The organism is Saccharibacillus kuerlensis DSM 22868, assembly GCF_000378145.1.
GTDB classification, from domain to species: domain Bacteria; phylum Bacillota; class Bacilli; order Paenibacillales; family Paenibacillaceae; genus Saccharibacillus; species Saccharibacillus kuerlensis.
The window spans coordinates 110995-123728 of record NZ_KB899283.1; the positions used below are offsets into that span (position 1 = coordinate 110995).

The 12734-nt window shown below is 48.8% G+C and carries 9 protein-coding genes; 6 read left to right on the top strand and 3 right to left on the bottom strand.

From position 1 onward, the window contains the following. Positions 1-45 precede the first annotated feature (45 nt). The 4 genes from F456_RS22260 to F456_RS22265 all read left to right on the top strand — a co-directional run bounded on the left by F456_RS22260 (position 46) and on the right by F456_RS22265 (position 5812). Positions 46-1350 (top strand): hypothetical protein, encoded by a 1305-nt coding sequence (locus F456_RS22260; protein ID WP_018976850.1) that lies wholly within the window; start codon positions 46-48, stop codon positions 1348-1350. 149 nt (positions 1351-1499) lie between these two features. Then, entirely contained in the window at positions 1500-2843 is a 1344-nt protein-coding gene (locus F456_RS0109820) for a helix-turn-helix domain-containing protein (RefSeq protein WP_018976851.1), read from the top strand. A gap of 236 nt (positions 2844-3079) precedes the next feature. Further along, entirely contained in the window at positions 3080-4414 is a 1335-nt protein-coding gene (locus F456_RS0109825) for a hypothetical protein (RefSeq protein WP_018976852.1), read from the top strand. Positions 4415-4423: 9 nt separating this feature from the next. Next, a complete protein-coding gene (locus F456_RS22265) occupies positions 4424-5812 on the top strand; it encodes a helix-turn-helix domain-containing protein (RefSeq protein ID WP_018976853.1) in 1389 nt (462 codons plus the stop codon). A gap of 94 nt (positions 5813-5906) precedes the next feature. On the opposite strand, the gene F456_RS0109835 is transcribed toward F456_RS22265, so the two are convergent. Continuing rightward, the gene (locus F456_RS0109835; protein ID WP_018976854.1) at positions 5907-6845 is read right to left on the bottom strand and encodes an aldo/keto reductase family protein; all 939 of its coding nucleotides are present in this window, start codon (positions 6843-6845) and stop codon (positions 5907-5909) included. 422 nt (positions 6846-7267) lie between these two features. Between F456_RS0109835 and F456_RS0109840 the strand changes: the two genes are divergently transcribed. After that, positions 7268-8134, top strand: coding sequence for a manganese catalase (locus F456_RS0109840; RefSeq protein ID WP_018976855.1), 867 nt, complete (start codon positions 7268-7270; stop codon positions 8132-8134). A gap of 225 nt (positions 8135-8359) precedes the next feature. On the opposite strand, the gene abc-f is transcribed toward F456_RS0109840, so the two are convergent. Together abc-f and F456_RS0109850 are read right to left on the bottom strand one after the other, a co-directional pair. Further along, the gene (abc-f, locus tag F456_RS0109845; RefSeq protein WP_018976856.1) at positions 8360-10339 is read right to left on the bottom strand and encodes a ribosomal protection-like ABC-F family protein; all 1980 of its coding nucleotides are present in this window, start codon (positions 10337-10339) and stop codon (positions 8360-8362) included. A 166-nt stretch (positions 10340-10505) separates the two neighbouring features. Continuing rightward, positions 10506-10757 carry a hypothetical protein gene (locus tag F456_RS0109850; protein WP_018976857.1) on the bottom strand — a complete coding sequence of 84 codons (252 nt, stop codon included), beginning with the start codon at positions 10755-10757 and terminating at the stop codon, positions 10506-10508. Between the two features lie 245 nt (positions 10758-11002). Here F456_RS0109850 and F456_RS0109855 point away from each other — a divergent pair, with 245 nt between their 5' ends. After that, positions 11003-12541, top strand: coding sequence for an FAD-dependent oxidoreductase (locus tag F456_RS0109855; protein ID WP_018976858.1), 1539 nt, complete (start codon positions 11003-11005; stop codon positions 12539-12541). The last annotated feature ends 193 nt before the right edge of the window (positions 12542-12734 follow it).

A 12734-nucleotide genomic window follows, 5' to 3' on the forward strand; every position in this document is an offset into this window, starting at 1 on the left:
AGCGGCATATTTTTGTACCTATATATCTTAAGGAGCGAAATCAACATGAATCCGACATCTTCGTTACGCGAACTTCTGCGCTCAGAGATCGAGTCCAAATTCCTCTCTTTTGCTGCATTTGCCGAAAAAGCCGGAATTCATCGAAGCAGATTCAGCTTATTTTTCCATAGGAATACTCCAAAAGCCATGCCTTTTGATCAATTAATCAAGATCACTAACGCACTCAATCATCCGAAAGACCATTTCTTTTATTTTTACATAGATGAATGTTTCCACGGCAGTAAGGTCAGTCGAAGCAGACTAATGCCCCTTCTAAGTGAATGCGTAGAATTAAACAGACAGGATTGCATTGAAAATATTCTGTTCCGACTTGATTTCGATATCAGGGCGCATCATTTGCAAATCGTTCTAGATGTGTCCGAACAATTTTTACATTCTTCAAAACGTAATCATGCAAAGCCGCTTTTTCAATGGATTGTTAAAAATGCGTACAACTTAAAAGCCGAGCGTGCCGCTGTTGCCTATTATGGGTTGTTTCTCACATCTATTAGCAGTAATGACAATGACAAAAATTTTCGATTAGCCTTGGAGTTTGAACAAGTTCACTGCTGGCTGCCCGAACATTATTTGCTTGACGGTTACCTTCAGTTAACCAACATCTATTTCAATCTTGCCAAGTGGTCTGAGATGGAATTCTATGCAGATCGGCTTCGAGAATTAGTTGAACGCATGTATGCAAATAAATGTATTAAAGAATTCTTTCCGACAGAACGTCATCCTGTTGTTTACTACGGCCAAGGATATTTACAAAAAGGCAATGCACTTGAACACCAAGGAAAATACAGTGAAGCAGAACTTTATATCGAAGGTTACCAAGATCTGAGCTGGTTTCCTAATCTCGATAAACTAGGATGGGAGGAAGTTCGGAAGTTCAGTCATTGGGCGCGAGCTAACCGCTTTAACCTAGCCATTCTTAAAGGAAACACTTCCGTTTTAAAGGATTACAGTTTCTTTTTGGAACAACATCCTTACGAAGTCTTACCTAGTTTGCTGACTATTCTGGAATCTGCTAATCGATATGGTTTTTCCATAGACTCTCTGCTCACAAAACTTATGCCTTTAATCTTTACGAAAGATAAAAACAATTACTATGGAGAGCTCTTCAATTTAAATCGTTTGGCTGCGTTATATTATCAAATTGCCAATTATCACGCCAAAAGAGGCCGACAAACACTCGCTTCCAAGTTTTCGATGCAAGCTCTCATGGTTTCGGAAGGCTTGAATAACACACGACATTTTCGCGAACTGGCTTCATTATCTGCAGCTTGTAGTTATGATGATCACTTATAGGTTTCCAACCCTTACTCCATTTTCCTAAGTTTTCTGATTAGATATTAAATATATGTTACAAACGTTTCGCTGCTGCAGCTTATAATAAATCAATTACGCTGCAAGCAGCTGTCAATCTACCATTGAAAAGCAGCTTACTGGAGGTCATCATGGGAAACACCACTTCGCTTGGCTCTATGCTATCGAAAGAAATTCTAAGCACATATTCTTCGATGTCCCAGTTTGCCAAAAAATCAGGCCTGACCCGAAGTACACTCAGTCTAATCTTTAGAGAAAAAGAACCAAAACCGATATCCGTTGAACAGTTGATCAAAATAACATTGGCTCTCGGTTACGCAGAAGAACACTTTTTCGACTTGTACATAGATGAATACTTCAACGAAGAAAACCTGAATAAAAGCAGAATCGTAAAGCTGTTATGCCGCTGCGGCGAGCTCGGGCTTCATGATCACTCAAAAAGGATAATTGAAAAATTAAGTGAAACTCCAAGCTACATTCCTGTCGTATTCGACGTTGCAGAGCAGCTTAACAAAGAGAAATGCAAAGAAGCCGCCTTATTTCTGTATCATTGGATTACAGGTGCAAATACAGAAGTTTCAATCTCATTGCTTGCCGTCTGTCACTATAGAATTTTTCGTTTGCAATTATCGATAGACAGCGACCATAATCTTCACCTGTTGTATCGCTTCCTGCCCTATAAATCCTATTTACCGACGCACCTAAATTTAGATGCTTTAATTAGTGTGCTTAATGTTCTCTCCAATCAGCAGCAGTATGAAGAGCGTGACTTGTTTGCCAATGAATTAATTTCGATTTGCATTGAACTATTCGGTACTGAAGATTTTCCAAACACTAAAAACATTGCGCATTATGTCCCTCTTCTTGAACGCCATCCTGTCGTGTATTACGGACGAGGATACTTGTCGAAACAATCCAGCTTGGAAGGGTTAGGGCAATTCCAAACAGCTCAATTTTATTGTAAAAATTATGAAGCCCTATATTGGTTTGACGATGGCAGCGCTATAGCTAAAGAAGAAATAGAGAAACTCTCCCTTTTTGCAAAAGCAAATGAATGTACTTTCAAGCTTCTTCAAGGCGACTTAAGTATACTGCCCGAATATATGAATTTTCTTGAGGAACATCCTAAAGAATTGATCAGAGGCTTAATTACAATTTTACAAGCTGCAAATGAATTCGAATTTTCGATCGACCCATTCTTAAAACGTGTTGAAGCTCGTTTCGATGAGTGGTCTGAAGATACACAGAGCTATTACATAGAGATGATTCAACGTAACGATATTTCTTATATGCTCTACCATTTGGCCATTTACCACTTTAATGCCGGACGGATTCAAGAGTCTTTGGATACGGCGATCAACTGCTGGACCCTTTCTCAAACCATTAATAATCAACATCACTTTCAGCTTTTAGCCTCTCTAACCGCCCTCTATAACTATTGTGACGAATCTACAAACCAAAATAATTCTGCCTAAAAGCGGGCTTACACCTTCCTGCCTAGTAGATATTAAAGATATGTCACAATTTGTTCGCTATCTTGGTTTATAATCATTTAATTGCGAAGAATCTATATGAGTTAAAGCTTAGTCGATACTTCCGACAAGTTCCTACCCTGTTATGTAATGACATACCCTTATCGCCACGTACAATTTAACTCCAATCCGCCATCCACCAGGTTGGCTTCTTCACATTTCTGACCGAGGTGCCCCACATGCAGACTGCCCATTCCCTACGATCGGCTATCAGACAGATGATGAGAAAGTTGGGGTTCAACTTCTCCGCATTATCGGAAAAATCGGGTGTTTCCCGCGGAGCGCTCAGCCTGATTTTTGTCGGTGGAACGTCGGGATACAGCCCGATGTCTTTTCATCACCTAACGAGCATTACCGAAGCGCTCTCCCTACCGGAAGACGTCTTTTTCGACCTGTATATCGATGAATGTTTTTTTGGCGGAAAGCCAAATCGTACCCGAATCGAACCATTCTTAGAGCGCTGTCTGGAGCTTGGCCAACTCTCTTGTATCGAAGCGGTGCTCAGCAGATTGAATGGCGAACCCCGCTATCTGCCTCTATTGTTCGAAATTGCGGAGCGTCAAAATAAAAAAGGAACGAATCCCTTCACCGAACGTTTATATGAGTATCTGCTGATTTATAAAGGCGACCGCCGCTCAATAGAAAATGCTATTTGCTGTTACCGCCTCTTTCTCCTGCGGCTCACTGAAGACGAGGAGAATAATACAAGGGAACTCAACACTTTTCTGCCTTATCGCGATGATCTGCCGGACGACCTTAAACTGGAGGCGTTAACGATTCTGGGCAGTCTCTGTCTCAATCGAATGGACGCAAATGAATTGGAAATACTGGCGGACGAACTGATTGCTCTCTGCCTGCGTCTGTTCGGAACGGAAGAGATCCGCCCTTCCCATACGTTTCAACCGGAACAGCCGTTGAACTTGTCTCCGGCTGTCTATTACAGTCACGGTTACGTCTTGAAGCAGATCGCGCTTTGTGAAAGAGGTGCTTTCCGTGAAGCCGAGACTTACTCGCAGTACTACGAAAATCTCGGTTGGCTGGAAGAGCCCGCCGACCGTGAGAGGGGCATCGCCGCCAAGCTCGCCTTGTTCGCCCAGGCTAACCGTCTCGGCTGCCGGCTGATGGATGGTAACCTCGATGTACTTCCGGAATTTGTCGATCTGCTGGATAAGCATCCGAAGGATATCGTATCCGGTCTGATTGTACTCCTTAAGACGGCCAACGATTTTGGGATCTCCATTGATGAATGGCTCCTGCGTTTCCCTATCGACCTGGAGCAGATTCTGGAACTGCAGGACAATGCCTATTCCAAGCAGGTCAGCCGCAACCGTTACGCGCGTCTGCTGTACCAGCTGTCGATCTACCACTTCAATCGCGGACGGATCCAAGAGTCTCTGCAGGCAGCCATACAGAGTTGGGAGCTGTCCCGCCGATTGAATAATCACCGCATGTTTCGACTGCTTGCCTCGCTCACACTGATGCACAGCGGGCAGTCCGAACCGACGGACCTCTGAGAGGTGCATATGAAAAATACATCTAGACTCCGCTCTGCCATTGAAATGGAAATGGCGAAGCAAGGATACAATTTCTCAACACTGAGTGAAAAATCAGGTATCAACCGTGGTGTATTCAGTGCCATCCTAAACAGCACACCGCCGAAACCTGTATCTTTTCACCAACTGACCATGATCACCCAAGCGTTGGATATGCCGGAAGACTGGCTGTTCGATGATTACGTAGGGGAGTGCTTCTACGGGGGCAAACCGAACCGGCGGCGGATCGAGCCATTTCTGCTTGCCTGCTCGAAACAAGGGCGTACCGATTTGATTCGGCAGGTACTGAAACGACTGCTTGAAGACCTCAAGTATGTGTCTTTTATTTTCGAAAAGGCGGAAGAGCTGTTTGTAGCAGGCAAATTCGCAGAGTCCGTTCCTTTTTACGAAGCTGTCATCGAGCATGAGAAGCACCAGCACTCGACCCGGTTGTCTGTCAGCCAGTATCGACTGTGGCGCACCCGGCTAAGTGAGGACAGCGAAGAAAATCTGAAGGTATCTGTGCAGTTTGAGCCTTTTCGCTGCCTGCTTCCGGATTGGCTGAAGCTGGATGCACTGCTGCGGCTTTGCAACTTGTATGACGATTTGGGCAAATATACCGAGATGGAGATTTTTGCCGATGAGATGTTCGAGACTGCTTCACACTTGTATGAAAAACTTAAAAAAGGCGGGAACAAGTCACCAAAAGCTGAGCCCCAACTATTTCCGGCCAGGCCGCTGGTTTTCTATTACGCAAGCGCGCTGCTGCAAAAGCAGCTGGCATTGATCGGACAAGAACGTTACGAGGAAGCCAAGCCTTATGGTGAACAGTATGGGAACCTGGACGATTTTGAAATTCTGGACGATGAAGAAGGTCGTACTGAAGTCGAAATATTCAAAGTGTTCGCTCTCGGCAATCGGCTTGAACTTGAACTGATGCTCGGCAACTTCTCCGTACTGCCAGAGTATGCCGCTTATATGAACAATCATCCCAACGAGACGCCGCAGGGCCTCTTAACGCTGGTCAAAGCGGCAAACCGCCATGATGCAAATGTCGACGAACTGCTGAACGAATATTACGTGCCTCTGGAAACCTATCTGGCCCAAAGACCGGACAGCTACTACCCGGAAAACGTCATTCGCAGCACTTATGCTGGTCTACATTATCAGCTGGCCATCTATCATCACCGCAGCGGACGCCGCAGTGAATCGGCCGCGCATGTCCGCGCCTGCTGGGAGCTGTCTCAAGCGCTGAATAATCAGCAGCACTTTCGGCAGCTGGCTTCCCTGCTGGCGCTGTCTCCAATGTTTTTGCCGGATCATTTTGTGAAGAATGAGAATAAAACGAGCATGACGAAAATCGAAGAGAGCCGATCTTAATCAAAAGAGCCGCGAAACGAGAAATCTCGTTTTGCGGCTCTTTTGATTATTTTGCTGAACGTATCGATAAAGTCGGACCCGAACGAACAATCAATCAGGCGAGAATGGTCTCAATCCGTTCCAGCACATCCGCTTCCAATTTGATACCGGAAGCAGCAGCGTTTTCCTTCACCTGCTCCGGACGACTGGCGCCGACGAGCGCGCTCGCTACGTTCGGTTGGCGTAGAATCCAGGCGATCGCAAGCTGGCTCATCTTGACCCCAAGTTCGTCCGCAATGTTCTGCAGCTCCCCAACTTTAGCGATTCGCTCCTGATTCAGCCGGTCTTCGCTCCAACCGAGCTTGGCTGCGCGGCTGTCCTGCGGAGCTTCGGCCCCCGCTTTGTACTTGCCCGTCAGCAGTCCCTGCGCCAGCGGCGAGTAGACGACTTGACCGACGCCTTTACGCTCGCCAAGCGGAATAATTTCCTGCTCAATATAACGGTCGAACATATTATAGACCGGCTGATTGACAACAATTCGGTCCAGCAGATAACGATCGGCAGTTCCGAGCGCTTCTTCGATTTGAGCCGCTGTCCATTGGCTGACGCCAACGTACAGTACTTTTCCTTGGCGTACCAGATCATCGAGTGCCCGAAGCGTTTCGTGCACAGGCGTTTCCGTATGATAACGGTGACAGTAGTAGATATCAACGTAATCCAGGCCGAGCCTTGCAAGACTGGCATTACACTGCTCGATGATATGCTTGCGCGACAGTCCCAAGTCGTTCGGTCCGTCGCCCATTTTGCCAAATACTTTGGTTGCCAATACATACGATTCACGAGGATAACGCTTCAGTGCCTCACCGACCACTTTTTCCGCTTCTCCGCGCTCGTACACATTGGCCGTATCGAAAAAGTTAATGCCTTCTTCGTAGGCCGCATGAATGGAATGGACTGCGTTTTCCCGCTCCACATAACCGCCGTAAGTCAGCCAACTGCCCAGACTGATCTCGCTTACTTTGAGTCCCGTACCGCCTAGTCTCCGATATTCCATTCGCTTCTTCGCCTCCGTTTATCTGATGTTTTACCGATACACCTGCAGATTTTTATACATTTTTTTTCGTCTGCTCTTTTATATTCACTTATTTGCATCTGTTCGGTCAACACGGAGAGATCAGATTAAGTGCCGCAGGATTGACCAGATGCCCAAATCGTTCAATATGTTCGGCTTATCAAGTTTGCATTATTTCACCACATTCCTTCTTTTTTTACTTGACTTTCTTAAAGAGAGTCGCTCGCTTTTGCTTTTATTTTACAAAAAATAAGATTCGACTTTCTCCTCTTGGGTAAAAAAATAGCGGAACAGGTGACTGCACCGAGCCAGATAATCATCTTTTATCAGCTTCGTTCAAGAACTCGATTATCCTTAAAGCTTTGCAGCCAGAAATCGATCTTAAACCACGAGGAGGAATTACGATGTTTATCCACATGAAGGAATTGCAGTATCACGCTAAGCCGGCCAAGCCGGACCCGATCTTCGCCAAGAAGCTGCAGGAAGTACTCGGCGGCCAATACGGCGAAATCTCTGTTATGATGCAGTATCTCTTCCAGGGCTGGAACTGTCGCGCTGACCAGAAGTATCGCGATATGCTGCTGGATATCGGTACCGAGGAAATCGGACACGTTGAAATGCTGTCCACAATGATCGCACAGCTTCTTGATGGCGCTCCTGTCGATCAGGCTGAAGAAGCGGCCAAAGATCCGGTTATCGCTGCCGCTCTTGGCGGTATGAACCCGCAGCACGTTATCGTGTCAGGGCTGGGCGCAACGGCAACGGACAGCGTAGGTTACCCATGGAACTCGCGTTACATTACTTCCAGCGGCAACCTGTTGGCTGACTTCCGTGCGAACCTGAATGCAGAGTCCCAAGGACGTCTGCAGGTTGTACGTCTCTACGAGATGACGACCGATCCTGGCATCCGTCAAATGCTGTCGTTCCTGATCGCTCGCGATACTATGCACCAGAACCAATGGATGGCTGCGATCGCCGAGATGGAATCGATGGAAGGCACAATCGTGCCGGCTTCGTTCCCTCGCGAACTGGAGCTGCAGGAAGTGTCGCATCAGTTCATGAACTTCTCCCAAGGGGAAGAGAGTGCCGAAGGCCGCTGGGCCAAGGGACCGACTATGGACGATCAAGGCAAATTCGAATATGTGGCGAATCCGCAGCCTATGGGTGAGAAGCCAATGCTGACACCAGCTCCGGATGCGATGCACTCCCGTCCGGGTGCACTGCCGAAACTCGCTAACGAAGGTATGAAATCCGGCAAGGGACTGCTGTAAGCTGCAGCTTCCGATAATTAAGAAATATAATAGTATACCGCCTGCAGCATAAGGCGGAACAAAAGCGGACTCTCCTTCGGGAGAGTCCGCTTTTTAAAGTGCTGAGAAAATTCTATTCACTGTAGAAGCCCAATCGCTGCGGAAGAAATTTGTTCCGATCGCGTGTTGAAATCGAGAAAATGGATTGAACTTTATCATTGGTCTAAAGCAGACTTTCTTGACAGACTACAGCAGACTCTCCGCCATCAACAGCCATTCCTCCGTCAGCATGTGAATCTGCGAGTCCAGCTGCCCCTTTTCTTCCAGCCATGCGCTTAGACGCTGTGCATCCAGCGCATGAGCCGGATCGGCAAGCCTTTCACTCAGCTTCGCCGATCTCTCTTCCAGATCCGCGATCTTGCGTTCCAGCTTTGCGGAATCGCGCCCTGCGGTTCTTTTCCCTTCTGCAGAATGACCGACGACATCGGCAGAAGCCGTATCGTCCTCCCGTTTGGCTCCCTGCCCGGATTCCGCCTCATTCGAGAGATGACGATGACGAGATGCACGTTCTGCAGTGGACGCTGAAGTTTCTGCAGCGCTGCGATAATCGACTTTTTTTCGCTCATTCAGATAATCGTCATACCCACCAAGTGTCACTCCAAGCTCACCGCCTTCCAATGCCCATACATACTGCGCAATACGGTTGATGAAGAAGCGGTCGTGCGAAATGGCCAACAGGGTTCCGTCGTACTCTTCCAAAGCCTCCTCCAGCGCTTCACGCGACGCGATATCCAGATGATTAGTCGGCTCGTCGAGCAGCAGCAGATTCGGCTTCTGCCGCATCAACACAGCCAGTCGGAGACGGCTCCACTCACCGCCTGACAAACCGGCTACCGGTTTAAACACATCCTTACCGTAGAACAGGAACTTTGCCAGACGACCGCGGGCTTCTCCTTCTTCCATCGCGGCATGCTCTTTATAATAATCGAGTACATTGATCCGTTCTGTCGGCGGCGGCTCTTCCTGCGCCAGATATCCGATCTTTACACGCGAACCGAGACGCAGCGCACCCGCATCAGGAGTATCCAATCCCAACACCATGCGCATTAACGTCGTTTTTCCCGCACCATTGCCGCCGACGAGCACGGCACGTTCACCGTAGCGAAGCAGCGCATCCGCCCCGCGAAGCAGCAGTCGACCGTTATACGCCTTTTGAACATCTTCAAGCGTTAGCACATCCTCTCCTGTCCGTCCTCCCGCTTCCAGGTCCAGTCCGATCGCTGCCCGTTCCAGCATGGGACGTTTAACCTTTTCCATCCGGTCGAGCGCTTTTTGCATAGAGGCGGCTTTACGAAAAAACTTCGGATTGTCGCCCTGCTTGCCCCATTCAATAAGCCGCTTGATCGTTTCTTTCATCTGTTTGATCACTTTCTGCTGCTCCTTATACTCCTCAAATTGACGCAGCAGGCGATTTTCTTTCTCCTCCCGGTATTTTGCATAACCGAACGGATAGACAGCCGCTTCCCCGTCTTCCAGGTCGATCACCTTTTCTATCGTTTGCGTCAGGAAGTAACGATCATGGGAAACTACGACAATAGTAGCCGGCGAATCACGAATAAAACTTTCCAACCAGGCGGCTGCATCCATATCCAGATGATTGGTCGGTTCATCAAGCAGCAGCAGATCCGCTTCGTCCAGCAGCAGTGCGGCGAGCGAAACCTTCGTTTTCTCTCCGCCCGACAGCTCTGCAAACGGACGACGACGCTGCTCCGGCGGAATACCCAAGCCCGCTGCTACCGTGTCCACTTTGGCCGAGATTTCGTAGCCTCCCGCCCGCTCGAATGCCTCCTGGACTTCTCCGTATTCCTTCAGCAGACGTTCCAGCACTTCGCCTTCCGCAGCGCTCATCTCTGTTTCCAGCTTCCGAAGACGAATCTGCAGCTCCATCGTCTGCGCGAAGACTCCCAGCAGCACCTCCTCGACGCTTCGATCACCGTAATCCGGTATCTGATCCAGCACCCCGATCTTTGTTCCCCGGCGTAAGGAGATTGTTCCTTCGTCCGGCACTTCGACACCGGACAGCAGGCGGAAAAGCGTCGATTTCCCTGCTCCGTTGCCTCCAAGAAGCCCGACCTTCTCTCCTTCGTAGACGTCGAACGATACCTCGCTCAGCACTTCTTCTGCTCCGTAAAACTTTTTGACTTGATGGCAGCCGATCATCAACATGTCATTCACCCTTTCGTTTATGTGTAAGCTGTTCGCGTTTTAAAGTATGCAAAAAGGCCGCAGGGGAAATGCCCCTGCGGCCTCGAAATTTAGATTCGGGTATGCGCAAATACGTGCGGTCCGGCATGCCGGACCCTTATCATCGGACCTGAACGGTCCTCTAAGGTCAAGGCTGCGGATAGCTGTGCGGCCGCACGAAAAGCGCTGGCCCAATCCGCAGATGCGAGACAGGAGCGGCATTTCGCTGTTTGTTCCGAATTTTGGACAGAGTGATCCCGTTCGCAAATTTCAGCGTTGAAGGCTCAAATTTGGACAGACTAATCCCGTTTCGCATTTCGGAATGAACAATGCCGCTCAGCGCCAATGGCAGCTGGCTCAGCACAACAAATAAACTTGTAAGCGAATTTTTCTTCTGCATCCTGTCTCACCTCCTTATCGTCGTATGCATTTATTCTAACGGTGCAGAGTGCCGTATGACAAGGCTTTTTTAGCTGTTGCGGCACGGTTAGATCGAAAAGACTCCGATTGAGACCGCTTCCTTCCGCCCATGCGCCGCCAATTTCACCTGGCCGCTTATTGTTGCTTCGTTTCTTAATTCGCGGGGGTGGTAAATAAGAAAGGTAGAGTTCAGACAATCCCGACCGAATGAGGAGGACCACCGAAATGAGCGAAAAATTTAACGTTCCATCCGAACTTCCAAGATATCCGCGGTCGATGTGGAGAACAATCACCACACTGCCAACTTTCCCTGAGCTGAGCGAAGACATCAAAGTCGACGCTGCTGTCATAGGCGCGGGCATCGCAGGTGTCACCACAGCCTATCTGCTGTCGCTTGAAGGGTACAAAGTTGCATTGATCGACGCAGGCCACATTCTCGACGGCACAACCGGTTATACGACAGCGAAAATTTCGGCCCAGCACGGCATGATCTACAGTGAATTCCTGACCAACTACCGTCCCGAAGTCGCCAGATCGTATTACGAAGCCAATGCCGAGGCGCTGCGTTTTATCCGCGACATGGTCGAAACAAACGGTATCGACTGCGATTTCAAAGAGGAAACGGCTTACCTCTATACAACCCAGGACGACAAACTGGATAGCTTGCGCAAAGAATTCGACGCCTACCAGGAACTGGGCATTCCGGGAGAATGGCACGATTCGCTGCCGATTCCGGTCGCAGTAAAAGGTGCTATTTCCATGCCCGGCCAAGCGCAGTTCAATCCGCTCAAGTATCTGAAATTCCTCGTCGAGAAGATTGTCGAGAACGGCGGACTGATCTATGAAAATACGACGATCGAAGGTTCGGTATACGGTAAACCGATCGAAGCCTATACGGTAGACGAGAAATACCGGGTTTACTGCAACGAGATGATCGTAACGACGCACTACCCGTTCTGGAACGTTCCGGCCGGCTATTTCGCCCGGTTGTCCGTAGAACGCTCGTACGCACTGGCCGTCAAGCCGGAAACTTCTTTCGAAGGCGGCATGTACCTCAGCGTCGACGATGCGAAGCGTTCGATCCGATCCGCTTCGCTTGAAGGCGAAGAAGTATTGATTATCGGCGGCGAGAACCATCCATCGGGCAAAAGCACAAATACGTTCGATCATTACCTGGCGCTGGAGAGATTCGCAGACGAAACATTCGGAGCGCAGGAAATCCCGTTCCGCTGGTCGGCTCAGGATATTACCACATTGGATAAAATCCCGTATATCGGTCCTCTTTCTTCAGACTATCCGTTCACATTTGTCGCCACCGGCTTCAACAAATGGGGGATGACAAGCGGTACTTTGGCCGGACTGATTCTGCGGGACAATGTGCTTCGCCGATCGAATCCGCATATGGACACATTCAACCCGGGCCGTTTCAATGATAAGAGCATGAATCAGAACGTTGTGACGACGCTCAAGATGGCCAAAGAACTGATTAAGGGCAAGTTTTCCGGCGCTCATGAAAAAATCAGTAATCTGGAGCCCGATCAAGGGGCAATGGTCCGTCATAACGGCAAAAAAGTCGGCGCTTACCGCGATCCGGAGGGCGAACTGCACCTTGTCGACACGACCTGTACACATATGGGCTGCGAGACGGCGTGGAACGAAGCGGAGCGTTCGTGGGACTGCCCATGTCACGGCTCTCGTTTCTCCTACAACGGTGAGGTGCTCGAAGGCCCGGCTACCGATCCGCTGGAGCGCATTCAGGAATAAGGAACAGGGGAGCAGGGGTACGCTGCTCCCCTGCTGCTGTCCATCTTTTGAATCTGCAGTACGCTAAGCTAAGCCAGACCCCAGTCCCTTTCAGAGATTGGGGTCATTTTGCAATTTGTTTATTCCGATTAAGAAAAAATGATAAAAAAAGCGGTGCAGCGTTCGCCACTCCTGTACAATAAAAACAAAGAAA

Excerpts from the sequence above, each read along its gene's own strand:
- F456_RS22260 (WP_018976850.1), top strand. The coding sequence starts at position 46 with ATGAATCCGACATCTTCGTTACGCGAACTTCTGCGCTCAGAGATCGAG.
- F456_RS0109820 (WP_018976851.1), top strand. The coding sequence starts at position 1,500 with ATGGGAAACACCACTTCGCTTGGCTCTATGCTATCGAAAGAAATTCTA.
- F456_RS0109825 (WP_018976852.1), top strand. The coding sequence starts at position 3,080 with ATGCAGACTGCCCATTCCCTACGATCGGCTATCAGACAGATGATGAGA.
- F456_RS22265 (WP_018976853.1), top strand. The coding sequence starts at position 4,424 with ATGAAAAATACATCTAGACTCCGCTCTGCCATTGAAATGGAAATGGCG.
- F456_RS0109835 (WP_018976854.1), bottom strand. The coding sequence starts at position 6,845 with ATGGAATATCGGAGACTAGGCGGTACGGGACTCAAAGTAAGCGAGATC.
- F456_RS0109840 (WP_018976855.1), top strand. The coding sequence starts at position 7,268 with ATGTTTATCCACATGAAGGAATTGCAGTATCACGCTAAGCCGGCCAAG.
- abc-f (WP_018976856.1), bottom strand. The coding sequence starts at position 10,339 with ATGTTGATGATCGGCTGCCATCAAGTCAAAAAGTTTTACGGAGCAGAA.
- F456_RS0109850 (WP_018976857.1), bottom strand. The coding sequence starts at position 10,757 with ATGCAGAAGAAAAATTCGCTTACAAGTTTATTTGTTGTGCTGAGCCAG.
- F456_RS0109855 (WP_018976858.1), top strand. The coding sequence starts at position 11,003 with ATGAGCGAAAAATTTAACGTTCCATCCGAACTTCCAAGATATCCGCGG.